This is a genomic window from uncultured Cyclobacterium sp., assembly GCF_963977555.1.
In the GTDB taxonomy this organism is placed as follows: domain Bacteria; phylum Bacteroidota; class Bacteroidia; order Cytophagales; family Cyclobacteriaceae; genus Cyclobacterium.
Map to the genome: position 1 here is coordinate 12,896 of NZ_CAXBPD010000018.1, position 26,797 is coordinate 39,692.

Annotated in this window: 24 protein-coding genes; 2 read left to right on the forward strand and 22 right to left on the reverse strand. The window is 38.3% G+C overall.

What is annotated here, in order from left to right:
• The first annotated feature begins 76 nt into the window (after window positions 1-76).
• Window positions 77-376: a hypothetical protein gene (locus AAC073_RS19295; RefSeq protein ID WP_339925445.1), complete on the forward strand. Its 300-nt coding sequence runs from the start codon at window positions 77-79 to the stop codon at window positions 374-376.
• A 50-nt stretch (window positions 377-426) separates the two neighbouring features.
• Here AAC073_RS19295 and AAC073_RS19300 read toward each other — a convergent pair whose 3' ends face one another.
• From AAC073_RS19300 to AAC073_RS19380, 17 genes are all read right to left on the reverse strand, one after another.
• Window positions 427-945: a redoxin domain-containing protein gene (locus AAC073_RS19300; protein ID WP_339925446.1), complete on the reverse strand. Its 519-nt coding sequence runs from the start codon at window positions 943-945 to the stop codon at window positions 427-429.
• A gap of 177 nt (window positions 946-1,122) precedes the next feature.
• Window positions 1,123-2,985, reverse strand: a complete 1,863-nt coding sequence (locus AAC073_RS19305; RefSeq protein ID WP_339925447.1) for a Xaa-Pro dipeptidyl-peptidase — start codon at window positions 2,983-2,985, stop codon at window positions 1,123-1,125.
• A 192-nt stretch (window positions 2,986-3,177) separates the two neighbouring features.
• Window positions 3,178-3,633, reverse strand: a complete 456-nt coding sequence (gene msrB, locus AAC073_RS19310; protein WP_339925448.1) for a peptide-methionine (R)-S-oxide reductase MsrB — start codon at window positions 3,631-3,633, stop codon at window positions 3,178-3,180.
• Window positions 3,634-3,680: 47 nt separating this feature from the next.
• Entirely contained in the window at window positions 3,681-4,169 is a 489-nt protein-coding gene (locus AAC073_RS19315; RefSeq protein WP_339925449.1) for a peptide-methionine (S)-S-oxide reductase, read from the reverse strand.
• A gap of 230 nt (window positions 4,170-4,399) precedes the next feature.
• Window positions 4,400-4,963, reverse strand: a complete 564-nt coding sequence (locus AAC073_RS19320; RefSeq protein ID WP_339925450.1) for a hypothetical protein — start codon at window positions 4,961-4,963, stop codon at window positions 4,400-4,402.
• A 158-nt stretch (window positions 4,964-5,121) separates the two neighbouring features.
• Window positions 5,122-5,646, reverse strand: coding sequence for a DinB family protein (locus AAC073_RS19325; RefSeq protein WP_339925451.1), 525 nt, complete (start codon window positions 5,644-5,646; stop codon window positions 5,122-5,124).
• Between the two features lie 9 nt (window positions 5,647-5,655).
• The gene (locus tag AAC073_RS19330) at window positions 5,656-7,464 is read right to left on the reverse strand and encodes an acyl-CoA dehydrogenase family protein (RefSeq protein ID WP_339925452.1); all 1,809 of its coding nucleotides are present in this window, start codon (window positions 7,462-7,464) and stop codon (window positions 5,656-5,658) included.
• 87 nt (window positions 7,465-7,551) lie between these two features.
• Complete coding sequence (locus AAC073_RS19335; RefSeq protein ID WP_339925453.1) at window positions 7,552-8,724, reverse strand: thiolase family protein; 1,173 nt, start codon at window positions 8,722-8,724, stop codon at window positions 7,552-7,554.
• 98 nt (window positions 8,725-8,822) lie between these two features.
• On the reverse strand, window positions 8,823-11,228 hold the full coding sequence (locus AAC073_RS19340) for a 3-hydroxyacyl-CoA dehydrogenase/enoyl-CoA hydratase family protein (RefSeq protein WP_339925454.1): 2,406 nt from the start codon (window positions 11,226-11,228) through the stop codon (window positions 8,823-8,825).
• 43 nt (window positions 11,229-11,271) lie between these two features.
• A complete protein-coding gene (locus AAC073_RS19345; protein ID WP_339925455.1) occupies window positions 11,272-11,706 on the reverse strand; it encodes a MarR family transcriptional regulator in 435 nt (144 codons plus the stop codon).
• Window positions 11,707-12,617: 911 nt separating this feature from the next.
• The gene (locus AAC073_RS19350; RefSeq protein WP_339925456.1) at window positions 12,618-14,372 is read right to left on the reverse strand and encodes an Ig-like domain-containing domain; all 1,755 of its coding nucleotides are present in this window, start codon (window positions 14,370-14,372) and stop codon (window positions 12,618-12,620) included.
• A complete protein-coding gene (locus AAC073_RS19355) occupies window positions 14,369-15,256 on the reverse strand; it encodes a class I SAM-dependent methyltransferase (RefSeq protein ID WP_339925457.1) in 888 nt (295 codons plus the stop codon). The genes AAC073_RS19350 and AAC073_RS19355 overlap by 4 nt, the downstream gene beginning before the upstream one ends.
• Window position 15,257: 1 nt before the next feature.
• Complete coding sequence (gene mnmG, locus AAC073_RS19360; RefSeq protein WP_339925458.1) at window positions 15,258-17,123, reverse strand: tRNA uridine-5-carboxymethylaminomethyl(34) synthesis enzyme MnmG; 1,866 nt, start codon at window positions 17,121-17,123, stop codon at window positions 15,258-15,260.
• A 52-nt stretch (window positions 17,124-17,175) separates the two neighbouring features.
• A complete protein-coding gene (gene ybeY, locus AAC073_RS19365; RefSeq protein WP_339925459.1) occupies window positions 17,176-17,625 on the reverse strand; it encodes an rRNA maturation RNase YbeY in 450 nt (149 codons plus the stop codon).
• A gap of 1 nt (window position 17,626) precedes the next feature.
• Window positions 17,627-18,028 (reverse strand): ATP-binding protein, encoded by a 402-nt coding sequence (locus AAC073_RS19370; protein ID WP_339925460.1) that lies wholly within the window; start codon window positions 18,026-18,028, stop codon window positions 17,627-17,629.
• Between the two features lie 41 nt (window positions 18,029-18,069).
• Window positions 18,070-18,828 (reverse strand): exodeoxyribonuclease III, encoded by a 759-nt coding sequence (locus AAC073_RS19375; RefSeq protein ID WP_339925461.1) that lies wholly within the window; start codon window positions 18,826-18,828, stop codon window positions 18,070-18,072.
• Entirely contained in the window at window positions 18,825-19,187 is a 363-nt protein-coding gene (locus AAC073_RS19380) for a hypothetical protein (RefSeq protein ID WP_040417190.1), read from the reverse strand. The genes AAC073_RS19375 and AAC073_RS19380 overlap by 4 nt, the downstream gene beginning before the upstream one ends.
• 144 nt (window positions 19,188-19,331) lie before the next feature.
• Between AAC073_RS19380 and AAC073_RS19385 the strand changes: the two genes are divergently transcribed.
• Window positions 19,332-20,024, forward strand: a complete 693-nt coding sequence (locus AAC073_RS19385) for a phosphoribosyltransferase family protein (protein ID WP_339925462.1) — start codon at window positions 19,332-19,334, stop codon at window positions 20,022-20,024.
• A 10-nt stretch (window positions 20,025-20,034) separates the two neighbouring features.
• Here AAC073_RS19385 and AAC073_RS19390 read toward each other — a convergent pair whose 3' ends face one another.
• Genes AAC073_RS19390 through dapF form a run of 5 tightly spaced genes read right to left on the reverse strand, consistent with a single transcriptional unit; the run spans window position 20,035 to window position 26,769 of the window.
• The gene (locus tag AAC073_RS19390; RefSeq protein WP_339925463.1) at window positions 20,035-20,805 is read right to left on the reverse strand and encodes a S1/P1 nuclease; all 771 of its coding nucleotides are present in this window, start codon (window positions 20,803-20,805) and stop codon (window positions 20,035-20,037) included.
• A 14-nt stretch (window positions 20,806-20,819) separates the two neighbouring features.
• Window positions 20,820-22,010: a M20 family metallopeptidase gene (locus AAC073_RS19395; protein WP_339925464.1), complete on the reverse strand. Its 1,191-nt coding sequence runs from the start codon at window positions 22,008-22,010 to the stop codon at window positions 20,820-20,822.
• Window positions 21,997-22,539, reverse strand: coding sequence for a hypothetical protein (locus AAC073_RS19400; protein WP_339925465.1), 543 nt, complete (start codon window positions 22,537-22,539; stop codon window positions 21,997-21,999). Before AAC073_RS19400 ends, AAC073_RS19395 begins: the two co-directional genes overlap by 14 nt.
• An 11-nt stretch (window positions 22,540-22,550) precedes the next feature.
• A complete protein-coding gene (gene secA / locus AAC073_RS19405) occupies window positions 22,551-25,931 on the reverse strand; it encodes a preprotein translocase subunit SecA (protein ID WP_339925466.1) in 3,381 nt (1,126 codons plus the stop codon).
• 43 nt (window positions 25,932-25,974) lie between these two features.
• Complete coding sequence (gene dapF / locus AAC073_RS19410; protein ID WP_339925467.1) at window positions 25,975-26,769, reverse strand: diaminopimelate epimerase; 795 nt, start codon at window positions 26,767-26,769, stop codon at window positions 25,975-25,977.
• Window positions 26,770-26,797 lie beyond the last annotated feature (28 nt).

Genomic DNA, 26,797 nt, shown 5'->3' on the forward strand with positions numbered 1-26,797 from the left:
AGTTTAAACTTCAAAATGGCCTGGGTTTGTTATGGGCTTTCTATTGTTTATATTGAGTCTGCCATAAATATAAAAAATGTTTGCAAAAAAGATAAGCAGAGAACTACTGAACAAATGGAATAACCAAAGCTCTATGTTTACCTTGGTTATCTACATACTCTATGGGGTTTTTTACAGAATAGACTTGCCGGTTTGGTACAATTACCCCCTCATAGCACTCACCCTATTTAATATCGTCCTCGTAAGTGTTTTACTCTATATGAGCTTAACAAAAAGGCACCTTGTAGATCACCTCAAAACAGCTATTTTATTAGGGATTTTTCGATTGCTTATCAACTTGGTGTTGTTACTACTTATAGTAACCATCAGCTTTTAAAAGTGATCTAATTCTCTTTTAGAGGCGTACAAGTATCCATTCGTTTTGGTTTACTTTTTCAAATTCTCCAAAACAGTCATAAACTTTTTAACAGATAATCTATCGGAGTTCTTCTTTCCTATATATCTGTAGCGTTCCTTTCCATCAGGACCAATCAATATCAAAGCTGGGTAATGTACCAATTGATTGTGGAAAGAGTATCCACCAGGAACACCTAGTTCATCCGCCAACTGGGCATCAATATCCCGGTAAATTGTAAAACCATCTTCTACCTCGAGGTTTTCTGCCCATTCCTTTATTTCCTCATCGGAATCAGGTTTGATAAATACCTGAATCACATCATCAAGTCCAGCCGTTTCTTCTACATAATCATTGGTATGTCGAATGCAATAAGGGCATTCTGTTTTAAGCAAAAAATGTAATGCAACATATTTTCCTTTTGCTTCACTTAAAACAAAAGGTTTTTCGTCTCCTACAGCAGGCAGCGTAAAGTCCTTTACTTTTTCTTGGGCCATTAATCCCTGGGAAAGAAACAAAAGGACGAATAAGGCTAGTATGTGTGTTTTCATGGTAATTTAACTAAAATGAATATTGGGGATAAATAAAGGGGACAAAGATCAGTAAGGTTTTATAGTCAATATAAGAAGAAACTTTTGATTGCATCTTAATGGATCAAACGAATGTTTTTATACTTCGGTTTAGCTCATTTTAGTAATTCCTAAACCCTACTTCGCCTAAAGTAAGGTTTATGGCTTGGTAAAGCTTTGAATGATGGCCTCTTTTCCACCCACCACAGGCAATTCTAAAGTAGTCTTTTCAAGATCAATTGTTAGTGCTGTGCCTGGGTCTGGCCAAATGGTAAATTCCTTGTCACTAGAAAAAATCATCAAACCAATTTTCTGTCCTTTAGGGATGACCTGGTCGTCGGGCTGGAGGGGAAATGAAAAGGTATAGAATTTTCCAGGTTTAAGTGGTTTTCCTTTGCGCAGAGAACTATGGTTTTGAGGGTCTGCCCAACCTCTGGTAATAATATTATTGGTGATTTTTGCGTTTTTAGCTGGATTCCAAGGCAATGAAACAAGCCAAACCGAAATGTTGGCAGCTGGCTTACTAGAAGCAAGCTTTATGGTTATGTCTGGTGTTCCAGATAAATGAAGGTCCTCTTTTAATTCTGGAGATACAAACAAAAGTCGGTGATTTGTTATTTCGGCCTGAGCGAGAGATGCTCCATCATAGGAGAAATTGTCCACCAAGGTCTCCGTTCCCTGATTGTCTGTTTTCTCCAGATTTAATTCGCCAATACCCGGCGCATTCCCCTTGAGGAATAAAGGTACTGTGAAGGCATTGGGATTAGGATAAGCGGTATAAGGCGTAGGCTTATCATGGGAATCGTTTTCACGAACGATCCAAACCTTAGCATCCTTTTCAACGCCATTTTCTATACCATGCAAATACCTGGTAAACCAACGGTTCATCATGGAAAAAGGAGGTGGTCCGCCATGCCCATCCTGGTGGTAATAAAGTTGGGATGGAATACCCATTTCAACAGCCTTTTTATAGATTCTATAGCTATGCTCTGGCATCACATTCCAATCATTAAACCCGTGGGACATCAATAAGGCTGCTTTCATGGGTTCCATTTGGTATAGGTAATCTCGCCCATACCAAAAATCGTTTAAATCCCCACTTTCTCTATCCATCCCATCTTTCATTTCTTTGTCTCGAATACGTGCATTATTGCTCGCTCTCATGGCTGTATCTCCGCTGTGGATAAAATCGTACAAGACATCGATGTCTTCCCCTAGGTATCCGCCAGGAGAACGCACTAAGCCATTCGACCGATAGTAATGATAGTAAGAGGTATTGGGTGCAATAGGTATAATGGCTTCCAGGCCTTCCACACCAGTGGTGGCAGCAGCAAGCGGAATGGTCCCATTATAGGAAGTTCCGGTCATCCCAACTTTACCTGTGGACCAGAAAGCTTCAACCTTTTCGTTACCATCAATGGTAGTAAAGCCTTTTCTTCTACCACAAAGCCAGTCAATCACTGCCTTGGGCGCAAGAGATTCATTTTGTCCACCCACTGTAGGTGAACCTTGGGACAAACCTGTTCCAGGTGATGAGGAATGGACGACAATGTAACCTCTTGGCACCCATTCACGGATATGGGAGTCAGAAATGAACGGTCGTTTATACATGGTCTTGACTTCAGGATGTGCCCTATCTTTTGGTGGCTTTCCCAATTCATGTCTTACCTCCCAAAAAAGACCGGGAACATCTGGAGCTACTCCAGTGAAGTAGGGACTTGATACATAAATTACTGGAAGTTTTAATCCTTCGTATTCGGTTTGATATGGACGTGTCACATCCACATGCATACGGTCCATTTTGCCATCCGCATCACTGTCAAAATCCGTCTCCACCCAAAGGTCATGTCGAATCCATTTGCTTTCATCTTTAAAAGCTGCTACCTCCTGTGCTTCTCCATTTTCAAATACCGGTACAGCATTCTGCTGCGCCAATGCAGGTATGGATAAAAAGACCACTAGTAAAATTAAAGTCGGCCTTAGATTAATTTTTTCCAGTAGATTCGATTTGGAATAGGTCATTGGCTGTTGTTTTTAATCAAAAATCTTCTTTCACCTTACTGAAAGTTTGATTTTTAACTGAATTGGTAAAAAATTTCCATTATTGAAGTGGGTTATAATCCATTGCTATCATTAGCGACACAGATCCATAGCACATTTGAATGGCCTGCAGATTGCAGGCATTGCTTTCCTGAATGTTACCTATCTAGGCTTTTATTTTTTATCCTCCGCTTCCACTTTTTTCAAGGAAACGGCATTCATACAAAAGCGCAAACCGCTAGGTGCCGGGCCATCTGGAAAAACGTGTCCTAAATGTGCATCACAAGTATTGCAAGTGGTCTCCACCCGTACCATTCCAAAACTGCTGTCTTTGTGATGCGCAACCGCATTGTCTTTAATTGGCTGTGTGAATGAAGGCCAACCTGTTCCACTTTCAAATTTTTCACTGGCATCAAAAAGCAAAGTTCCACAGCAAATGCAAGCATATATACCTGGCTCAAAAGAACTGCAAACAGCTGAGCTAAAAGCCCTCTCAGTTCCCTTTTGTCTTGCTACTCGAAACTCCTCTTCAGTAAGCTGTTTTTTCCATTCAGCATCTGATTTTTCCACCCTACGATCGGGTTTTAAATTTCCATTATTGGCATAGCTGATGACATCATTCCAATTCATAGGTATTTTATTTTTTTCTAAATTCATAAATAATCCAGACATAAGGATTAATTAACCATTTGCTTTTGAAAACGTTCTTTCAAGGCATTTAGTTTAGGTTTAATATAGTTGGTGCAAAAAGGCAGCTCAGGGTTTTTCGTATAGTAATCCAGGAATTGCGCTGTATTCAATCTAAAATCGATAAACGGAATAACTTTGGTGACAATTGGCTGATCAAAATCAGGCTGTAAGGCTATCAATGCAGACTTACTGATCTCTTTCTGCTCCTCATTGAAGTAATAAATGGCTGACCTGTACTTTTGTCTAAAGGCATGATCACTTGTGCAACTATGTGAATACAAGTGAATGGCTATTAGCAAAGGTAAATCAACCAAAAGAGGGTCAAAAGTAATTTCTACGCCTTCCGACCACTCCTTATAAGGAGCTTCAGAAGAAATCCATCCTTGCTTGACTGTCTTTACACCATGCACAGATTGGAATACCCCTTCAGTACACCAGTGACAACCTCCCCCTACTCCCACTTTCATCGTTTTCATATGAAATTAATTCTTAGTCAATGACTTTTCAGTATTTACCTGTAACCTAAAATCATCAGCCTATCTTTTTTTATCATTTGGCTCTTATGCAAATAAAACCTACCAGGTTTCACTCGTCAAATTTTAACATCATGTTAATTATCAACAAAACCTGAAACGTTTGCGAATTTATGATATAAGCTGAAATGATACAGTTCCAATTGGCAAAACATATTACTAGTCCGGTAAATTCAATTGGACAATATTTTTCCAATTCTTATCCTATGGTACCTTTGAAGGATTACGGGATAAAGGTTACCTATAAAATTAATAAGAACTGTAAAAATCATCAAAAGGAGATAAGAGGAAAATATAAAAAAAATGGCTATCAGAAGAATAATTATAAAAGGTCCCAAATGGCCGAATTCAGATTGTTTGGATAAGTAATTGAAATTTTTCAAACCACTTTTAGTTCCATCAAAAAACTTCTTCCTGTTGGCTTTTCTTCCCCAAAAGAATAGCATTAGTAATTTTTGAAAATATTCCACACCCAGAATACGATACCATTTCATCACCTTAGAGGGATTTTTAATGGCATAATAACCGTTCGGCAATATCCTATGGGTGGGCAACACGAAACCTGGAAATGCGAAGATTCCGGTGACACATAAATTGATCAAAAAAGCAAGAAAAAATGACTCACCAAAACCCAATTGAACTGGCCCATAAAGTACTATTTGCCTTATAGTAGTAAAGGAAAAATACAGCAGAAACAAGGACAGAAGGATAAAAATGATTTGTTTGATGATATTCATTCGCTCAGTTACTTTTCACTTTACAGGATCAACTAGCGTTTTGCTAGAGAGAGTTTAGGCTGTAATTTAGAAAATAATTGCTTAGCGAAGTGATTTGTTTTGTAATTAAAAGTGGGGAAAATTTCCTCATTGCTATTGCAAGGTAAATCTTTCAAAATCTACGTCTTATCATTCATCAATTCTCGTTCTTTGAGCACACTTACGGTTACCAAAAGTTGTCCAAAATGGCGTTGACTATGTTCAGCAATATGGAAGTACAAACCCATGACAGTTGTAGGAAGTTTCTTTCTTCCTACTGTACGAAAAGCCCTAAGTTCCTCATCAGTAGTTTGACTGAAGAGGTTCAGTGTCTCAGAAAGTTTTTCGCTAAAACGACTTACCAATTCCTTAGAGGTCAAGTTAAAGTCTGGCGTATTCTCTTTTTTCAAATAACCAAATTGATTGTCTGATAAAGGAAGTTCCCTGGCATAGGTGGTAAGTCGATCCATCACCCCGAATAAATGCTGTAGGTGAAAACCCACACTAGCTCTCCCTGCTACGGTCTTCCAAAGCAGCTTATCGGGAAAGTTTTCCATACATTCCTTCAATTCCAATTCTGCTTGTACAAGCGCATGTGCTGCTGGTTGGAGCAGAAATGGAATTTCAGGTATTGGCCCACTTAGCCAAGCTTCATTTTGACTCATTTTTATTTATTAAGCATGAAAGAAGAAATATTTTCCTTTAGCGATAAGGGATGCCGCAATTTCACGACGCAAATCTTTGGTATTTACATTATCATACTTGGTGAATCGCTTTAAACCCATCAAAAGCATTTTCTGCTCATCCCCCTTGGTAAATGACATGATCGCTTCTTTTCCAGCAGATTGAATTTTTTCTACTGCTTCGTAAAGATAAACTTTGGTAGCTGACAATTGATCCTTCACGGCCTCTTCACCATTTTTATTCATCAATTTCTCGGTACGTAACAAAGTAGATTCAACTGCATATATTTCGATCATAATATCTGCCAAGTTCATCATAATCTCTTGTTCCTGTTCCATTTTAGCGCCTAAATCCTTAGCTACTTTTCCCCCGATCATCAGAAATACCTTTTTAAGGTTTTTCAAGGTTTCTTTTTCTGCTGATAAAGGTTGAGAAGTATCCGCACTCGAGAAGCTGGGTACTGATGTTAACTCATTTGCTACAGCCATGGCTGGACCAAAAACGTCAATCTCACCTTTCATGGCCCGCTTAAGCAACATGCCTACCATCAAAATTCTATTAATCTCGTTCGTTCCTTCATAAATTCTGGAAATTCTGGCGTCCCTAAAGGCACGTTCCATAGGAGCATCCGCTGAATATCCCATGCCTCCATAAATTTGTACGCCTTGGTCGGTAACATAATCCAACACCTCAGATCCATGAACCTTGGCAATGGCACATTCTATAGCAAATTGTTCTACCCCTTTAAGTTTGGCTTTATTGGGCTCCATTCCTTCAGCTTCTAAAGCCGCTATTCTGTCTTCTACGTCCTGACCCGCACGATAACATAGCGATTCACATGCATATGTTCTAATGGCCATTTCTGCAAGCTTCGCTTGAATGGCCCCGAAGGAATTGATGGAAACGCCAAATTGTTTCCTATCAGCACTGTATTTTATGGAATAACCTAAAATTGTCCTGCATCCTCCCAAGACCCCAGCGCCTAATTTTATTCGCCCAATATTGAGAATATTCACGGCAATTTTAAATCCTTTTCCCCTTTCCGATAGCAAGTTTTCCACAGGCACAGGACAATCATTAAAAAAAACCTGGCGTGTAGAACTACCTTTGATGCCCATTTTTTTCTCTTCGGCATTCATTGTGATTCCACCGAAGGTCTTTTCAACCAAAAATGCTGAAAGGTTTTTGTCGTCTTCAATTTTGGCAAAAACTATAAAGAAATCCGCAAAGCCAGCATTTGATATCCACATTTTCTGTCCATTGATCAGGTAATGGGTTTGCTCTTTATTTAAAACAGCTTTGGTTTTGCCACTGTTTGCATCAGACCCTGCATCTGGTTCCGTCAAACAATAACAAGCTGCCCAGTCCGCATTGGTAAGCTTGGGTAGGTACTTTTGCTTTTGCTCCTCTGTCCCATAATAAAGTACCGGAAGCGTTCCTATTCCAGAATGTGCCCCATAGGTAGTGGAAAATGAACCTGCTGCACCGATAATATCTGCAATAAGCATGGAAGTGTTGAAACTCATGCCCAACCCTCCGTATTCTTCAGGAACAGCTATTCCGAGTAGCCCTAGCTCTCCTGCTTTCTTTAAAATTGTAGGCACGAGGTCAGGATTTTTCATGCTGTCGATTTCTTCCATTTTAGGAGTAATCTCCATGTCAAGAAAATCCTGACATGCTTGAGCCATCATTTTTTGTTCCTCGCTGAATTCCTCAGGTATGAATACAGCAGAAGCTTCGGTTTCTTTGATAAGGTACGCTCCACCATCAAGGGCATTTTTTTTATTAATCGTTTCCATCGTTCATTTCTCTTTAGATAATTTAAACTTTGAGCTAAAATCATAAGGTAATTTTAGCTCAAAGCCAATTACCCCAACCAAATATAACTATAACAGCTCTATGACTCCTGCTACACCTTGACCTCCTCCAACACATGCTGTAACGAGTCCATATTTACCTTCCCTTCTTTTTAACTCATTCATGATTTGCACGGTAAGCTTGGCTCCTGTACAACCTAGCGGATGTCCTAAAGCGACAGCTCCTCCATTTACATTGACAATGTCTGGGTTGAAGTCCAAAGATCGAATTACTCCCAAAGCCTGTGCGGCAAATGCCTCGTTTAATTCTATTAAATCTATGTCATTTAAACTTATTCCTGCTTGTTTAAGGGCTTTTGGAACAGCTATTTTTGGGCCCATGCCCATTATTCTAGGCTCTACTCCTCCTACACTATAGGAAGCTAGTCTAGCCATAGGCTCCAAACCAAGTTCTTTCATCATCCTTTCGGACATGACGACAACAAATGAAGCCCCATCTGAAGTTTGAGAGGAGTTTCCCGCCGTAACCTGCCCACCTTGCCTAAACACAGGCTTCAAATTGGCTAGGACCTCCATGGTAGTCCCTGGTCTTGGTCCCTCATCAGTATCTACAGTATATTTTCTGGTCTTTCTTTTTAAATTTTCATCCAGATAGGTTTCTTCTACCTCTACTGGTACAATCTCATCCTTAAACCTTCCTTCTTTAATGGCACTTATTGCTTTTTCATGAGACCTGACAGCAAACTGATCTGAGTCTTCTCTGGTCACATTAAAATCTTTTGCCAATTCCTCTGCTGTCAAACCCATGCTTAAATAGTAATCAGGGTTATGAGTAGATATATTGTAATTCAGCGCTGTTTTATAACCCATCATGGGCACCATAGACATGGACTCCGTCCCACCAGCAATGATGCAATCGGCCATTCCAGATTTGATTTTTGCCGTTGCCAAAGCAATTGCTTCCAAACCTGAGCCGCAATACCTGTTGATAATAAAACCAGGAGTATCTTCTGACAAGGCCAATAACGATATCATTCGTCCCATTTGCATGCCTTGCTCTGCTTCCGGAACAGCGTTACCTACAATTAGGTCATCTACCATTTTGGCTTCCAAACCTGGGGTATCAGCCATTAAGTATTTGATAATATCGGCGGCCAAATCATCAGGCCGGTAAAATCTAAAACCTCCCTTTTTTGCTTTTCCTATTGCCGATCTATAGCCATTGATAATATATGCTTCCATTTGATGTATATTTAAATGCTTGAATAAGGTTAAATTGAATAAAGCTTGCTTTGAAATATCAAAGCAGGACCAATTTTTAATTTATTGGACTTTTGTGCTTAATTCCTCAAAGGTTTGCCTTTGAAAAGAATACTATGAATCCTTTCCAAAGTTTTCTTTTCCCCAGTAAGACTGAGGAAAGCTTCTCTTTCTAAATCCAGCAAGTACCTTTCACTTACTTCTGTGGGTGTAGATAGATCACCGCCACTCATTATCCAAGCTAATTTATTGGCAATTTTTGCATCGTGTTCAGAAATATAAGCACCATATCGCATTCCAGATATCCCAGTTTCGAAAAGTGCCAGTGATGACTTTCCTAACACTTTAATGTCTGTTCGCTCTATAGGCTGCGTATACCCTGCATCAAATAATGCGATAACCTTTTCTTTTGCTTCCGCCAATTGACGCTTTCTATTGATGGTAATTGCATCCTTTTGTTCAAGATAGCCTAAGTTTTGTGCCTCAGCTGCTGAAGTAGAAACCTTAGCAGTAGCAATGTTCATAAATGTTTCCTGCAATCGATTTAATTCAACATCACCAGGAACAATGTTTTTAGAAAATCTTAGTGTCATTTCTTTCGTTCCGCCACCTGCAGGAATAAGGCCCACGCCTACTTCTACTAAGCCCATGTACAATTCAGCGTGTGCTTGAACGGCATCTGCGTGAAGAGACAGTTCACAACCGCCGCCTAAAGCCATATTATGAGGAGCTACTACTACTGGCACTGACGAAAACCTTGCTCTTAATACGGTGTTTTGAAATTGAGCTATCATCAAATTGATTTCATCGAAATCCTGATCCCCTGCATACATGTACAACATGGCCAAATTCGCACCAGCAGAAAAATTGCCTCCTTCATTGCCTATCACTAAACCTTTGTAAGACTTCTCTGCCATAGTAATGGCCGTATTGATACCTTCAATTACTTCCTGGCCAAGAGAATTCATTTTAGTATGAAATTCAAGCCCGATTACATCATCCCCAAGATCATAAATGGATGCGCCTTCATTACCCCAAACTTTCTTCTGAGTAGACTTAAGGGTATCCAGAAGTATGTACTCTTCTAATCCGGGGACAGGTTTATAGGATTGCGTTGGAATGTCATAGTATTGTTTTTTACCATCTTCCACTTTATAGAAACTGGTATGCCCAGCTGCTAACATCTCGTAAACCCACTCTGCAGGTTTTTCACCTGCTTTTTCCATTGCTTCTACGGTAGTTTTTACTCCCAAAATATCCCAGTTTTCAAAGGGCCCGTATTCCCAACCAAATCCAGCACTAACCGCTTGGTCTATTCGATACAACTCGTCTGCTATCTCTGGAATTCTAAAAGAACAATAACGAAACAGGTCGTAAAAGATAGCCCTATAAAAAGTTCCTGCCTTGTCTTGATAATTAACCAAAAACTTGATTCTTTCTTTTAAATCATCAATGCCCTTAGAAGCTTCTAATGCCTCAATTTTTGGTTTATCTACCGGTTTATATTCGTAGGTTTGAAAATCGATTTCCTTCAGTTCCTTGCGACCATCATCATGTCTTATCATTTGAAAAAAGCCTTTACCGCTTTTGTCACCTAACCATTTATTGTCATTTAAAACTTGAACACTCTTAGGTAATATAAATTTTTCTCTTGATTCATCGTGTTCTAGCACCTTATAGAGGTTGTTGGCTACATGTACAGTAGTATCTAAGCCAACAACATCTAAAGTCCTAAAAGTGGCTGATTTTGCTCTTCCTATCACTGTTCCAGTCATCTTATCCACTTCAGATACAGTAAGCCCTTGCTCTTCTATGGTGTGTATAGCAGAAATAAGCGCATATACACCAATTCTATTGGCTATAAAGGCTGGCGTATCTTTACATAAAACGGTTTCTTTACCAAGGAATCTATCTCCATAATCCATTAAAAAATCTATGATTTCCGGTTTGGTCTTAGGACCAGGTATAATTTCAAACAATCGAAGGTATCTCGGAGGATTGAAAAAATGGGTCCCAGCAAAACATTCCTGAAAGTCCTGAGACCTATTGTCACTCATTAAATGGATGGGTATTCCAGAGGTATTGGAAGTTATAAGTGTTCCAGGTTTTCGATATTTTTCTACTTTTTCATAGAGGCCTTGTTTGATCTCAAGGTTCTCAACGATAACTTCAATTACCCAATCGTACCCATTGATTTCTGGCAAATCATCGTCAAAATTACCTGTAGTAATCCTATTCACGTAATCCTTGTCGTAAATAGGGGAAGGTTTAGAAGAAAGAGTGCTTTTTAACGCCTCATTAACTATTCTGTTTCTTACCTCCTTGCTTTCAATGGTTAGGCCTTTTTTTGCTTCTTTATCATTTGGGGCTTTAGGAACTATATCCAAAAGCAACACTTCAACCCCAATATTGGCGAAATGACAAGCAATCCTCGACCCCATAATTCCGGAGCCTAAAACGGCAACTTTTTTTATGCTTTTTTTCATTGGTTATATATTTGCTTATTGTTATTGAATATTTCTGTTTGTTCTACGATTTCTGGAGTTCCTCTATTACGGCATTAATTTTTTTAAATAGTACAAAAAAGTCTCCAAACTCTTCTTCAGTTAGCTTTTCACGGACCTTTACGTTAAACTCCTTTATAGTACTTACTGCTGCTGCTTTTTTTTTTTTCCCTTTTTCTGTTAAATAAACCTTAACAGATCGTTTGTCGGCTATATCGGGAATTTTAACTATCAATCCTTTTTCTACCATGGTTTTGAGCAACCGTGTTAGACTTCTGGATTCCAAACCCATCTTGGGCGCAATTTTAGTAGCAGCTGTTCCCTCAGTAGCATGTATGTTTATTAGCACAAATCCCATGGAAGTTGTAATTCCTTCCATATTCGCCTTTTGGTTATACATTCTGGAGATTGAATGCCAACAGGATTTAATCTGAAAATCTATGGTTTCTTCCTTTTTCATTTCCTTCTATCGCTTCAATTTAATAAAAATAATTATGCATGCATAATAAATTGCAAAGATTTAAGCAGTTTGTAACAAGCAACTTAGAAAGTTGATTTTTTGTGTTTTATAAAAAAAATGAGTAAATGATATTTGTTTTGAACCAGAAGGATGCTCTTCCACAATTTTTAAAGAAGCGAAAACCATGATTTAAGGAGTCTGAGATTTCACTTCAAGTTTTGAGGAATTTTTTCAAATCAAAGCTAAACTATTTTGGTTTAAAAAATTGATTGCCAAATTGGCCCCCTTTATTTAATTTTTAAAGCATTCAAGATTTAAAAACTAGAATTGAAATCATTTAAATTTCAACATTCAAATTTTTTAAGAATCACAAGATAGGAAGTGATTTAATCACAGATTGAAATTTGGAAAAGCGTATTGGAAAGACAGCTGAAATTTAAAAATATGAATTGAATGAAAATTTAAGCTTGAAGGGTTATACACACCTTATTTATTTTAGGATTTTCATAAATTAAAAAAACTATTGTTATTATTATAGAGTGGATATGTTGGTAAAACAATCCTAAATTAATTACTCACTATTCTGTACAGGTAATTAGATACTTATGCACTTTTTACCCACATGCTTTTTTATAGCTAAGTTACTGACTTTGTGAAGGATGATTTCATTCAGATAATTTGTGTGTATAAATGGTCAATGCTAATTGGGTATAAGTATTCGGTTGGTATCTATGTGGATAAATGTGTACAAATAGATGTTTATCCCCAGAAGAATGAAATGTTGATAAAAATTGTTATTAATCCCTATTTTGGATGTTGATATAAACAAGTATCTATATACTTATCCACTTTTAATTTTAGCTTATCAACAGAATTCAAAAGTCCTCAAATAATATATAAATAGCTAAAAATCAGTTATTTAATAAGTCATCTTCAGAAATTTCCATGCTATTGAGTGGTAATCCCTCTATTTCCTCCAAATCTTTTTCACTATTGTTAATAAGTAAGCCTGACTCTCTCCTTTTATAGACCACTTGCTTGTTTACCGTCCATTTCCCTCTTAGAATGAGCTCTTTGCTTTTGGTTTCCTGGTCCATAAAATAGTATATTGGTTCTGGTTGCCTTTTAAAATTTATATTGCCAGGATCCCAAGCTTTGTTCCCATTTCTATCTATGTATGCTTGTAGCTGATAATTTGTTGCTTCTAGATTTGTAAAGATAAATTCGTTTGTTCCTTCCAGGTATTGTTCCGCTATTACGGTTCCCTTATTATCCAATAATTGAACCATTATGGGCCCCTCTTTTGTATCTATAGTGCCACTAATTTCATCACCCAAATTGTCTTTTTTAAGCCGGTTGAAAGTGGTTTCAAATTCTTTTTCATTGAATAGATTTTCCACATCCTTAAACGTAGAATCCGCTGCTACTAGTTTGTACTTCTCGAAAGGAATAGAATCATTTATAGGTATGGTAATGTTAAGTTCTGTCCTGCTTCCAGTACTGTCTGTAAGGTATAGCATTGAAGGTGTTATCGGTATTGTGCTGGCAGTATCATACAATAGGTACAAGGAATCATAATTAATTTGAAGCAGGGGTTTGTTAAAGCCAAGTTTGGCTTTTATCGTATCTGTAAATTTGATGGATCCCTTAGAGCTAACTTCAAGTTTTTCTTTGCTTCTTTCGCTTTCCTCAAATCCAGCATACAAGGTAGTATCTACCTTTACTCCTACTGAGTCTGCCAATTGCAGCCTAACTAGGGTACTGTCATTGACCAAATCGGTATGATAAAACCTTAAGTTGTTTTCCTTTAATCTAAAGAATAGCTTTGAGTTTTTATCCTCATGGCTTACTTGATAATTAGCCAGTTCTTTACTTAAAATGACATCGAAATTACTTCCCGAATTGGAAGACCTGTTGATTTTTAATGGACTTAAATCAGCTCTATTGATGTTAATTTGAAGGTCTTGTAGGTTTTTGTTAACTATTATTGGCTCAGAGATAAATCCATAAGGTTCACTTCTGTATTCAGTTTTCAGAGAATTGTTGTCGTCATACCATGCGTAGGCCCTAAAGGTGCCAGCCTTTATATTGGTTATTTCAAATCTGCCTGCCGTGTCTACCTGTGCTATGTAATAGGGTGCTGCACTGAATAAGTCTAATGTATCTTGATCTATGTACAGTCCCACCAATAGGTCTGTATAATCTTCCTTGGCTTTGGGAAACCAATAATCTACTTTGCCTGATACTGTAAGACTGTCTATGGTATTTCCTGTTGAAAAAACCAGCTTTAATCTTTCTGCTGGATTACTTTCTGCTATATCCTGTATGCTTTTCTGAAAATTAAAAACATATGTTGTGCTGTCTTCTAGCTCTTGGTTTAGGGTTATTTTAACGCTATTTTTTATGGCTAAGAATTCCACCTTATCTTTTTCCACTTTTGGCGTTATTATTATCGATTGTGAAGGAGTTTCAAGTTTGACATATTCATCAAACTCAAGATTAATTTCCTTTGGTTTGACGTTTTTGCTTTCATTTTTAGGACTTGATGACAATAATATTGGAGCTGTTTCATCCTTTGGCCCACCCATAGGGGAACTCTGTTTCGCACAGGACACCAATGTTAGTGCTATTATTAGGTAAGCTATCTTATGGAAAATCTTGTTCATTTCTTTTTGATCACGAATAGCAAGCTTGAATAGTTGTTACCACTATTTTTAGCCTGTTTGTTGGAATTGTATCCTGATTTAATAGCTTCTATGTATTGGTTTTTGGTACCGATATATTGGTGGCTTAATAGGGAGACATAATAACTATCAAATTGCATGGGTATTGTATCCACAATCCTACAGTTGTGTTTGGCTGTGAAGAATTCCATGGAGCTTGGATTAAAGTGATACAAGTGTCTAGGTACATCCAATGCAGCCCAATTCTCTTTGAATGTTTGGGCATCTAATGAGTCACGATTGGGCACTGCGATGAATAATGTACCTCGTTTTTTAAGTCTATTCAGTAAAATATCGATGGTTTTGTTTAATTTATGCACGTGTTCCAATACGTGAAATAAGGTAATAACGTCAAATTTCTTTTTCTTTTCAAGACCCTCTAAATCAGGAATAATAGCTATTTCATTGTTATCAATTGCATAGTTAGCTGCTTTCTCATTTGGTTCCATGCCATAAGCTTCCCAGCCATCCTTGGTACACGCTTTTACAAACAGTCCTACCCCACAGCCGTAATCAAGTAATCTACCTTTGGAACTTTGTCTTGCATTGATCCAGTTTAATTTTTGGTTTAGGGTGTATTTTCTAATTGTCTTATATACTAAATCTGTGAGGCTTTTGCTTTTGTCCTGATGAGAAATATAGTTGGGGTTGTCGTAATAGGTCCCAATGTTCTCCTCAGTTGGTCTAGGATTGGTAAACCACACCTTACAGTTTTGGCATTCACATATGATAAATGACTCCTTGCTTATGGCATGATCCTTTACGACAAGATGATTACTAAACTGTTCACTTTTACAGAGTGGACATTTGGTTAACCTTTCGTACATTTTATTTACCTAAATAAATGGTGAGTATTGACATATCTGCTGGGGATACTCCGCTTATTCTTGATGCTTGGCCAACTGTCTGAGGTTGAATTTTGGCTAATTTCTGCCTTCCTTCGGCTGAAAGTGCTTTCATGTTCATGTATTCAATTGAAGCAGGAATTTGTAAATCCTCCATGCTACTTATTTTTTCTACCATTTGTCTTTCCTTATCTATGTAAGACTTGTATTTAATAAGTATCTCAGTCTGTTCTTTTACAGCATCGGAATATTCTGATGTCTCTTCTTTTAAAGAATCACTGATTCCTATAATATCTTGTAGACCAATATTAGGTCTTTTTAAAAGTTTTTCAACCGTAATTTTTTCTTTAATAAGAGCAGTATTTAAACCTTCCAGCCCTTGGTTTGTTTCGTCTGGAGATAACTTGAACTTTTCAAGTTTCTTGGTTAATTCCTCTGTTTTCTCTGCTTTTGCTAATGTTTGCAAATATTCCTTTTCATTTGCTAAACCCAATTTGTAGCCATAAGGAGTTAGCCTTAAGTCCGCATTGTCTTGTCTCAGCAATAACCTGAATTCTGCCCTGGAGGTAAACATTCTATAGGGTTCTTCTGTGCCTTTGTTAATCAGGTCATCAATTAATACCGCTATATAGGCTTCTGATCTTTTTAGTATGAAAGGTTCCTTTTCTTTTACTTTATTGTGGGCATTAATTCCTGCCATGAGTCCTTGGGCTGCGGCTTCTTCATAACCGGTTGTTCCGTTTATTTGCCCTGCAAAGTATAAGTTTTCCACTAGTTTGGTTTCTAGTGTTAATTTAAGTTGGGTTGGAGGAAAGAAATCGTATTCGATCGCATAACCAGGCCTAAACATTTTCGCATTTTCAAAACCTTGTATTTTTCTTATGGCTTTGTATTGCACATCTTCTGGTAATGAAGTGGAAAAACCATTGACATAAATCTCTACTGTATTCCATCCTTCTGGTTCTACAAAAATCTGATGCCTTTCTCTTTCCGCAAAGCGATTGATTTTATCCTCAATGGAGGGACAATATCTTGGGCCAAGGCCTTGTATTCTCCCATTAAACATGGGAGACCTGTCAAAACCAGTCTCAAGTGTTTCATGAACTTCCTTATTTGTATAGGTAATCCAACAGTTTTTTTGGTTTTTAATTGGTAATGTTTCGTCTGAATAACTGAATTTCTCTGGGTTTTCATCTCCTTCCTGAACTTCCATTCGAGAATAATCAAGACTTCTACCATCCACCCTAGGTGGTGTGCCAGTTTTCATTCTTCCTGATTCAAATCCAATACCGATGAGGTCTTCAGTTATACCTTTGGAGGCACCTTCACCGGTTCTTCCCCCTCCCATCTTCTTTTCACCAATATGTATTATTCCATTTAAGAATGTACCATTGGTCAAAACGACAGATTTACTTTTTATTTCTATGCCTAGCCCTGTTTTAACCCCTTCAATTTTCCCTTCTTTTACAATAAGACCGGTAATCATTTCTTGCCAAAAATCTAAATTTGGAGTTGCTTCGAGTGTTAGCCTCCATTCCTCCGCGAAGCGCATTCTGTCATTCTGACTTCTAGGAGACCACATTGCTGGACCTTTGGACCTGTTTAACATTCTAAATTGAATTGTAGATTTATCCGAAATAATTCCTGATTTACCTCCTAACGCATCAATTTCTCTTACTATTTGTCCTTTAGCAACACCTCCCATGGCTGGGTTACATGACATTTGTGCAATGGTGTTCATGTTCATGGTACACAATAAAACAGACGACCCCATCTTTGCTGCGGCTTGAGCTGCTTCGCAACCCGCATGTCCTGCACCTACTACTATTACATCGTATATTGGAAACATATTCGTTTTATCTAGTGTTCCACGTGAAACACTTGTCTGTGATTTATTGGTTCTATTTCACTGTTCCACGTGGAACAGTTGGTGTTTGGTATAATGAGAGTGATTGATTTTCTTCTTTTCTCATTTCCGCTTTGTCCGATTTGGTCTTGTCCTTATAGCCACAAAGATGTAGAAGCCCGTGGGCCAATACCCTTAATAACTCTTCCTTGTATTCGGTTTGTTGGTTTTTTGCGTTTTCCTTGACGCGGTCAATACTTATATATATATCCCCTTCAATTTCAGTCTTTTTCTCAGATTGGTCGAAGGTAACTATATCAGTATAAGTATCGTGATTCAGGTAGTTAATATTTATGTCTAACAAATATTCATCTGTGCAAAAAATGTAATTCAAAGTTATAATCTTGAATCCTTTATTGCTTGCAATTTGTTTGATCCAATCCTTTACCATTCTTTTACTGGTTAGGGATGATTTTATTTCTTCTTCAAAGAAATTAATAGCCATTTTAATTCATGTAAAAAGTGAGGGTAATCTTTCTGCCTTCTTTCTCAAATTCTACTTCATCACACAAATTCTTCATAATGAATACTCCCCTACCTCCTGACTTTTCTAAATTTTCTAAAGATGTAGGATCATTCAGGTGGTTATGATCAAAGCCTTCTCCATCATCTTGAATGATGAATTTTATTTGATCATCTAAGAAGATAAGTTCTAATCTGACAATTTTGTTTTTGTTAGTTTTATTCCCGTGCACAATGGCATTGTTCACACATTCCGTAACTGAAATCATGATATTGCCGTAGATATCGTCGTTAATCTGAAACTTCTCTCTAGCATTATCAATAAAACTCTCAACTATAGTAATATTTTCAATCAAAGATGGAATGGAAATTTTTATTGATTTCATCGATTTATTTGGCTTTTACCACGACTTTATTTTGTTATTCTCTAAACTTCTACTACTACAGGACAATGGTCAGAATGATGAATTCCTTGTAAAATGTTTACTTTTTTTACTTTGGCACTCATCGGTGGAGTAGTCATGTGATAATCTATTCTCCATCCTTTATTATTGGCTCTTGCATTGGCGCGGTAGCTCCACCAGCTGTATTGGTCAGGTTCTTGGTTCAATAACCTGAAACTGTCGTCAAAACCAGTGGAAGTGAATTTGTCCATCCATTCTCTTTCTTCCGGAAGAAAGCCAGATGTCTTTTTGTTGGCAACGGGATTATGAATATCTATCGGTTTGTGACATATATTGTAATCCCCACTTAAAATAAGATTAGGTCTTTGTTTTATCAAGTCTTGTGTGTAGCCATAGATGTCATCAAGGAATGCATATTTAAACTCCTGCCTTATTCCTCCTGTAGTTCCAGAGGGGAAATAGGCACACAGAAATGAAAAGTCTCCATAATCTGCCCTTATAGTCCTTCCCTCATCATCATAAGCTTGCATCCCTATTCCATACGCAATGTTTTCAGGCTTTTGCTTGCTTAAAATGGCTACTCCACTGTATCCCTTCTTTACTGCAGGATACCAGTAAACATGGTAACCCAAGTCTTCAAAAATAGAAACGTCTATTTGGCTTGCCATTGATTTCACCTCTTGTAACCCTATTATATCAGGATTTTCAGTTTCTAGCCACTCAGCAAAACCTTTTTTTAACGCCGCCCTAATTCCGTTAACATTGTAGGATATTATTTTCATTTAATATCTATTTCAAATTCATCTTCAAAATAATCCAAAACATGGATTTTTAACATCTTTTCTTGCTCTGCACTATCTAAATGAGGTAATTTCTTCAATAATTTCCAATGTGGCCAACCATCTTGGTCAATAAAATCTAAAGAGTAAAAACCTGAGAAACTTAATACTTTACATACTGCAATATGCATTAAATCTTGTTTTTCTTCCTTAGAAAAATTATGTGGTCCTTTTCCAAGTTCCTGCACTCCTATTATAAACAATACGGCATTTAGATCGGAGGGTTTTTTTCCAAATATATCCTGCAATCCAGTAAGAAGTTTTGACCACCTTCTTTCTAAATCCAGGTCTTTTTTTAGCAAAGCCATTTTTATTTCTTGTTTTTATTTGTTCTGTAATGCAACTCTTTTCATTAATTGAAATTTTTCTATAAATTGATACAGGCCATTTGATTACAAATATAACAGGTAAAATGGCTCGTCAATTATAAACAACCCATTTTAGGTATGCGTTTCAAATATTGGGAAGATTTTTTATCACTGGTACTGCCGGAAACGTGTTGTTTGTGCAAACGTAGTCTATTCCCATTTGAAGAGCAACTGTGTAAAATTTGTATTTCTCAGTTGCCAGTGACCAATTATCACCTGGTTCCTAAGGAAAATGATTTAAAAGTAAAACTTATGGGCCTTGCTCCTGTAGAAAGGGTGATGGCTTATCTCAGGTTTTCTAAAAAGGGTTTCAGTCAAAAACTTCTCCATCAAATTAAGTACAAAAACAAACCTGAGCTGGCAAGGGTTTTGGGATTACATTATGGCTACCTATTAAAAAAGAATGGTTTCATGAATAATTGGAGCCATGTAGTGCCTGTTCCTTTGCATGTAAGAAAGCAAGAAATTAGAGGGTACAATCAAAGTGAACAGTTTGCAAAAGGTATTGCTGAGGCATTGGAAATTGATTGTAGGGTGTTTTTGATTAGAAAACGGCCAACAGAAACACAAACGAATAAATCGAGAATTGAACGTTGGGACAATGTGTCAGCTGTTTTTGAAGCTTGCGCTACGGCAGAAATCAAAGGTAAAAAAATGCTCCTTGTAGACGATGTGATGACGACTGGTGCAACATTGGCCTCATGCGCCGTTTCGCTCAATAAATATCAGCCTGAGGCCATAGATTTGGCCGTGTTGGCTGCAGGTAACTGATTATTGTAACCTATTTAAATATTTCGTTTAATATTCCTGCAAGTCGGATCCCTCCTGCCAATAAACGAGCTTCAATAATAGGGTAATTGTGGTATCCATAGGCGTAGGACAATCGTTTGTTGTCTGGAAGGTCATAAATAGTCGAACGCAAATCTACTGCTTCTTGCAACCAATCTTCCATTGGATTGCTTTGGTACTTAGCAATGAGGCTCTTGTTAGCTCTCCTGTTTAGGTGTTGGGAAAGTTCCGTATAGCTAAGGTTTTTACCATCTATTATCTTGGAATCCCAAACAGTATGTAAGTTGGTATTTTGATTAAAATAGGTGACTTTCGCATCATTTCCACCCCTGTCTTCTCCAGTCCCTACGTGAAGGGGTTGGTGAAGATCGCCTACTAAATGAACGAGCATTTTAAGATAGGCTTTCTTTTCTTCTCTGTCGAGTTCGCCGTTTTTAAGTGCAGCGATAATCATTTTTGTCTTGCCAAAAGCATCTCCGGTTTTTTCCTGAATACTTGGATCATAGGATTGGCCGCTTTTAACAGTCAAATAATGCCAGGAATTTAGGCGATTATAGGATGGATCTGATTTGATTTCATCCATCCAGTTAGCGACCATTGCCAGAGATTCTGGTCCGAGTAGCTCTTTAATGTTTTTTGCTGCCTTTTTGCTAAGATGATAGGAGGCTATTTCTCCTACCACCCTATGGCCTGTTAGGCCCCAGCCAAATGAATTGAGGACTATTATGCCCATAAAAAAGGCTGTCAAAAACGATTTTTTCATTGCTATTGTTTATGTTATTGATGTTTTAATTCTTCCAGTGCTATAAAGGCCATTAAACCTGTACTAAGGCCTAAAGCATCTTCATCAATATCAAATGTTGGTGTATGTACGCTAGAAACAATACCTTTTGCTTCATTTCTGGTACCTAACCTGTAAAAACAGCCGTCAATTTCTTGGGTGTAGTAAGAAAAATCCTCTGCAGCCATCCAAATGTCAAGGTCTAAAACATTTTCTTTGCCCAAGTATTCCTCTGCTGCATCGATTGCTCTTTGCGTCAATTCAGGCTCATTTTTAAGAAATGGGTAACCGCTACGAATTTCAAATTCAACTTCACCACCCATGCCTTCAGCGATGCCTTGCGCTATTTTGACCATGTGACCATGTGCCTCTTTTCGCCAAACTTCATTCAAGGTCCTGAAAGTACCCTCAATGTTTACCTCATTTGGAATAACGTTGGTAGCTCCTTCGGCTATAACTCTTCCGAATGATAGTACTGAAGGGGTTTTAGGGTCTGCTTTTCTACTTACTACTTGCTGCAATGCTACCAAAATATGAGCACTGATCAAGATGGGATCTACTATGGTTTCTGGCATTGCCCCATGACCGCCCTTTCCTTTGACCTTTAGGTACAGTTCATCTGCACTGGCCATGTACATGCCTTTTCTAAAGCCTACTTTTCCAACAGGGATAAAAGGCATAACATGTTGACCTAGAATAGCGGTTGGAGATGGGTTTTGAAGCGCTCCATCTTTAATCATCATAGAAGCTCCACCAGGAATTTTCTCCTCACCTGGTTGAAAAAGCAATTTTATGGTACCCTCAAATTCATCCTTTAGCTCGTTCAGTATTTTTGCAGTACCTAGCAGAGATGAGGTATGGACATCGTGGCCACATGCATGCATTACACCAGGGTTGGTGGATTTGTAGGGAACATCATTGGCTTCTAGGATAGGAAGGGCATCCATATCCCCTCTTAAGGCGATTATCTTTTTAGCAGGATTTTTACCTTCTATGATAACAACTAGACCTGTATCTGCTTTGAACTCGATGTTGGTCAAGCCATATTCACGTAATTTTGTTTCAACGAATGCCACGGTATTGGTTTCCTGAAAGGATAACTCTGGGTTGGCATGTAAATGTCTTCTTGTGGCAATAACTTCCGATTTATATTTTTCGGATAGCTGGTGTATTTTATCTTTCAACATTGTCAATATTTTCTCCTTCTTTACTTTCTTCAGTGAATTTCAAAAACCTTCCTCTAATAATACGAGAGGTTGGAAACACAACATTCATTTTTTCATATGTGGCCAATGCTTCAATTTTATTAATGAAGCGTCCAACCTTTACCAAATACCTGGGTTGTTCGTATTCCATATAGGTTTGGGTTTTTGGAAATTCCGAATAAGCCTCATTTCTGATCTCGAATGCCTTCTCCCTATCAACACCACTGTATATCAGTATTGTAAATCCATTGGCAAATAACTCCTTGTTGTTTTCCTGAGCGATCTGGTTTATTCTTCTATTGAGGTCTGAGTCAATAGCAGAAGCACTACTACTTTCTGTAGAAAAACTTTCCGGTTCAGGAAGTTCTGCAAACTGCACTCTGCTCTCTTGCAGGTCTTCGGTATAATTGTTGTACCGATCGATGTTTCCACCGCTTTTCCGGATATTGATAATGCCACAGCTGCTTAAAACAAGCAAAGACAAAAGGTATACATTAAGTTTTTTAAACATGATAAAGGTATTTAATCTTCAATTATCACACATTTGGCATCAGAAATATCCTCTTCTACACTTTTATATTTTACATCCTTCTTCATATTACCATTGGCATACTTTACGGTGACACGATCATTTCGACCATACACCTTGTCTGATTTCCTAGGTTTTACCGGATCTTTGCTCACTGCTGGCCTGCTGTTTGCAATTGCTGCTCTTTGACCACTTTGGTTACCAAGGGTGTTGCCTGCTTCCTCTTTGGATGCAGTAACTCTCGGTTCTGATCCTTGTTGACTTTGGGCCACCTTGACCTGATCAGGATCCTGTTTGGGCAGGTCAGACTTCGATATAAAGGAAACAATGTCATCGTTAAGCTTACCAAGGAAGCGTTTGAACATTTCAAATGCTTCAAATTTGTAAATCAACAAGGGATCTTTTTGCTCATAAACAGCATTTTGAACCGATTGTTTCAGATCATCCATATCTCTCAAATGTTCTTTCCAGTTCTGATCGATAATGGCCAGTGTTACTGTTTTTTCTATGGCCCGAATAAGGTCCCTTCCTTCATTGTTAATAGTCGATTCCAAGTTGATCACCACACCTATCTGCTTGATGCCATCTGATATCGGTACCATTATTTCCTTAACGGTTGCCCCTCTATTCTTTTGTACATCTTTAAGAATTGGAATGGCTCTTTCAAGAATGACATTGTTCTTGCGGGTATAACTCTTATAGGCTTTGTCGAAAAGTATTTTGGTCAATGTAACATTGTCCTTCTCTTTTAGCTCAGCCGCTGTAAACTGATGGTCTATACCCAAAGAACTAAAGATGTTCATCCTTAGATTATCCAGGTCATCAGTGGCTTTGCCCATTTGAATGAGGTCTTCACAAACATCATACATAATGTTAAGGATGTCAAGCTCTAGCCTATCACCTACCAAGGCGTTTTTCCTTCTTCTATAAACAACTTCCCGTTGGCTATTCATGACATCATCATACTCCAACAGTCTTTTCCTAACACCAAAGTTGTTTTCTTCAACTTTACGTTGTGCTCTTTCAATTGATTTGGTAATCATAGAATGCTGAATCACTTCACCTTCTTCCAGTCCCATTCGGTCCATTAGTTTGGCAATTCTTTCTGATCCAAACAAACGCATGAGGTTGTCTTCTAGAGAAACAAAAAATTGAGTAGACCCCGGATCTCCTTGCCTTCCTGACCTACCGCGTAACTGACGGTCAACACGTCTGGATTCATGTCTTTCTGTACCAACTATGGCCAGTCCTCCCGCTTCTTTGGATTCAGCGGAAAGTTTAATATCTGTACCCCTACCTGCCATATTTGTGGCTATGGTTACGGTTTTGGCTTTACCAGCTTCTGCTACAACATCTGCCTCACGCGCATGTTGCTTGGCATTAAGGACCTGGTGCTTGATTTTTCTTATGGTAAGCATCCTACTGAGTAATTCAGAGATTTCTACCGAAGTTGTACCCACTAGTACAGGTCGGTTGGCTTCTGTGAGCTCGTTGATCTCATCTACTACAGCATTGAATTTTTCACGTACGGTTTTGTATACTTTGTCTTGGTGGTCCTTTCGCTGGATAGGTTTATTTGTAGGGATTACCACTACATCAAGTTTGTAAATCTCCCAGAACTCACCAGCTTCTGTTTCTGCAGTACCAGTCATACCCGAAAGTTTATGGTACATTCTGAAATAATTCTGCAAAGTAATAGTGGCATAGGTTTGGGTAGCATCCTCAACCTTTACGTTTTCTTTGGCTTCAATAGCTTGATGGAGTCCGTCAGAATACCTACGGCCTTCCATTACCCTACCTGTTTGCTCATCTACTATTTTTACTTTTCCGTCCACCAAGATGTATTCGGTGTCCTTTTCAAACATACAGTAGGACTTAAGCAATTGGTTGACTGTATGGATTCTTTGGGATTTCACCCCATAATCTTTAATAAGCTCTTCTTTCCTGACCAATTTTTCATGGTCTTCTATGGCTTCATCTTTTTCCAGTTCGGCTATTTCCATTCCGATGTCTGGCAAGATAAAGAAGCTATTGTTTTCATTCTTTTTGGTAATGACCTCAATACCGTTGTCTGTAAGGTCTACACTGTTTGATTTTTCATCAATGGTAAACAATAGCGGCTCATCTGCTTCAGGCATGTTACGCTTATTGTCCTGAAGGTAATGGTTTTCGGTTTTTTGTAGGATAACCCTAACACCCGGTTCAGAGAGGTACTTGATCAATGGCTTGTACTTGGGAAGTCCTCTGAAAGCTCGGAACAAGGACAGTCCTCCATCTTTGGTATTGCCTTCTTTGATAAGCTTCTTGGCTTCTGTCAAGTAATTTTGGACCAGTTTTCTTTGCTCATCCACCAAAGTAGAAACCCTGGGTTTCATTTCATAAAACTCATGTTCCCCTCCTCTTGGTACTGGACCTGAAATTATTAGAGGAGTCCTGGCATCATCAATAAGGACAGAATCGACTTCATCTATCATGGCAAAATGATGTTTGCCTTGAACCAGGTCTTTGGAATCCCTGGCCATATTGTCTCTTAAGTAGTCAAAACCAAATTCATTGTTGGTTCCATAGACAATATCTGCTTGATAAGCCGTCTTTCTGGCTTCAGAGTTTGGTTTGTATTTGTCTATACAATCCACTTTCAATCCGTGGAATTCAAAAATTGGTGCATTCCATTCCGAATCTCGTTTGGCCAGGTAATCATTGACCGTAACAATATGAACACCTCTACCCGCTAGCGCGTTTAGGTAAGCAGGTAATGTAGACACCAATGTTTTTCCCTCACCAGTTGCCATTTCAGCAATATTTCCTCTGTGTAAGGCTACTCCACCGAGTAACTGTACATCGTAGTGAACCATTGCCCAGGTAACTTCTACTCCTGCAGCAGTCCAGGTATTTTTCCAAGTGGCTTGCTCTCCTTCTAACACCACATAGGATTTTGAAGCTGCCATTGTTTGGTCATGCAGATTGGCCGTAACGGTCAACTGGCCGTTTTCTTTTAAGCGACGAGCGGTTTCTTTTACTACTGCAAATGCCCTTGGTAAAACCTTTTCAAGACTTACTTCCAGGGCCTCATCCCTTTCTTTCTCTACTACATCTATTTGGTTGAATAGCGCATCTTTGGCTTGTACTTCTTCTGGGTTTAACTTGTCTATCTCGATTCGTAATTCAGAAATGCGGTCATCGAATGACTTGAGGTCTTCATTGATCAAATCTTTTATTTTGGTTGTTTCATTTCTCAACTCATCATCGGAAATATTGGCCAATTGATCAAATGCGGCATTAACTAGTGTTACGACAGGGCTTAAGGCTTTAATGTCTCTGTCGGACTTCGTTCCGAAGACTTTTGCTAACCCTTTTGCTATTGATTCTAACATATTATTTTAAATACTTTTTCTCTTAGGCTAATTAATTGTATTCTTAAACTGCGGCAGATGGTTCTTTGACGGATATAGTACCACTGAAGACCTGTTCAGCTGGACCAGTCAATACTATTTCCTGAAAAATATCATCTTCACTTTTATTATAACTCACCTGAAGATTGCCACCAGGGGTTTGAATATTTATCTTATTTTTTTGTTCTTTTTCTCCATATACCAAAGCACAAGCTGTAACGCCAGTACCACATGATAGGGTCTCGTCTTCCACACCTCGTTCATAGGTTCTCACCATGATCGTATCCTCCGAAAGGACAGAAATAAAATTCACATTGGTGCCCTCAGGATATTTCACATTGTCATTTCTAATTGCTCTTCCTGTGCCAACAACATCAAATGATTCGATTTCATTAACAAAACGCATGTGATGCGGTGAGCCGGTATTCGCAAAGAAATCCTTACCAATATACGCTATTTCTTTCACGTCCCCCATTCTCAAAGCTACGCTATTACCGGTAATTTTAGCGGTATGGGCGCCATCAATTGCAAGAAATGAGGTTGCATGATCGATTATACCCAGAAAGGAGGCAAAAGCTACTGCACACCTGGCACCATTTCCACACATACTCTGCGATCCGTCGGCGTTATAATAGCACATTTCAAAATCATAACCCGCATGTTCTTTGATTAGGATTAGCCCATCTGCACCTATGCCAAACTTCCTATGGCAAAGTTGCTGAATATAAGGTATAGGATCCGGACCCAATGAAAATGACCTTCCATCGATCATAATGAAATCATTGCCTGTCCCCTGGTATTTATAGAAATTGATATCCATTTGATTTTAAATAAGTTACCTTCTGATC

What these genes read in the sequence shown, in the direction of transcription:
- AAC073_RS19320 (WP_339925450.1), bottom strand. Translation starts at nt 4,963, where the DNA reads ATGAATATCATCAAACAAATCATTTTTATCCTTCTGTCCTTGTTTCTG.
- AAC073_RS19350 (WP_339925456.1), bottom strand. Translation starts at nt 14,372, where the DNA reads ATGAACAAGATTTTCCATAAGATAGCTTACCTAATAATAGCACTAACA.
- AAC073_RS19345 (WP_339925455.1), bottom strand. Translation starts at nt 11,706, where the DNA reads ATGAAAAAGGAAGAAACCATAGATTTTCAGATTAAATCCTGTTGGCAT.
- AAC073_RS19400 (WP_339925465.1), bottom strand. Translation starts at nt 22,539, where the DNA reads ATGTTTAAAAAACTTAATGTATACCTTTTGTCTTTGCTTGTTTTAAGC.
- AAC073_RS19335 (WP_339925453.1), bottom strand. Translation starts at nt 8,724, where the DNA reads ATGGAAGCATATATTATCAATGGCTATAGATCGGCAATAGGAAAAGCA.
- msrB (WP_339925448.1), bottom strand. Translation starts at nt 3,633, where the DNA reads ATGAATTGGAATGATGTCATCAGCTATGCCAATAATGGAAATTTAAAA.
- AAC073_RS19390 (WP_339925463.1), bottom strand. Translation starts at nt 20,805, where the DNA reads ATGAAAAAATCGTTTTTGACAGCCTTTTTTATGGGCATAATAGTCCTC.
- ybeY (WP_339925459.1), bottom strand. Translation starts at nt 17,625, where the DNA reads ATGGCTATTAATTTCTTTGAAGAAGAAATAAAATCATCCCTAACCAGT.
- AAC073_RS19385 (WP_339925462.1), top strand. Translation starts at nt 19,332, where the DNA reads ATGCGTTTCAAATATTGGGAAGATTTTTTATCACTGGTACTGCCGGAA.
- dapF (WP_339925467.1), bottom strand. Translation starts at nt 26,769, where the DNA reads ATGGATATCAATTTCTATAAATACCAGGGGACAGGCAATGATTTCATT.
- secA (WP_339925466.1), bottom strand. Translation starts at nt 25,931, where the DNA reads ATGTTAGAATCAATAGCAAAAGGGTTAGCAAAAGTCTTCGGAACGAAG.
- AAC073_RS19355 (WP_339925457.1), bottom strand. Translation starts at nt 15,256, where the DNA reads ATGTACGAAAGGTTAACCAAATGTCCACTCTGTAAAAGTGAACAGTTT.
- AAC073_RS19295 (WP_339925445.1), top strand. Translation starts at nt 77, where the DNA reads ATGTTTGCAAAAAAGATAAGCAGAGAACTACTGAACAAATGGAATAAC.
- AAC073_RS19340 (WP_339925454.1), bottom strand. Translation starts at nt 11,228, where the DNA reads ATGAAAAAAAGCATAAAAAAAGTTGCCGTTTTAGGCTCCGGAATTATG.
- AAC073_RS19395 (WP_339925464.1), bottom strand. Translation starts at nt 22,010, where the DNA reads ATGTTGAAAGATAAAATACACCAGCTATCCGAAAAATATAAATCGGAA.
- AAC073_RS19325 (WP_339925451.1), bottom strand. Translation starts at nt 5,646, where the DNA reads ATGAGTCAAAATGAAGCTTGGCTAAGTGGGCCAATACCTGAAATTCCA.
- AAC073_RS19330 (WP_339925452.1), bottom strand. Translation starts at nt 7,464, where the DNA reads ATGGAAACGATTAATAAAAAAAATGCCCTTGATGGTGGAGCGTACCTT.
- AAC073_RS19300 (WP_339925446.1), bottom strand. Translation starts at nt 945, where the DNA reads ATGAAAACACACATACTAGCCTTATTCGTCCTTTTGTTTCTTTCCCAG.
- mnmG (WP_339925458.1), bottom strand. Translation starts at nt 17,123, where the DNA reads ATGTTTCCAATATACGATGTAATAGTAGTAGGTGCAGGACATGCGGGT.
- AAC073_RS19305 (WP_339925447.1), bottom strand. Translation starts at nt 2,985, where the DNA reads ATGACCTATTCCAAATCGAATCTACTGGAAAAAATTAATCTAAGGCCG.
- AAC073_RS19315 (WP_339925449.1), bottom strand. Translation starts at nt 4,169, where the DNA reads ATGAAAACGATGAAAGTGGGAGTAGGGGGAGGTTGTCACTGGTGTACT.
- AAC073_RS19370 (WP_339925460.1), bottom strand. Translation starts at nt 18,028, where the DNA reads ATGAAATCAATAAAAATTTCCATTCCATCTTTGATTGAAAATATTACT.
- AAC073_RS19375 (WP_339925461.1), bottom strand. Translation starts at nt 18,828, where the DNA reads ATGAAAATAATATCCTACAATGTTAACGGAATTAGGGCGGCGTTAAAA.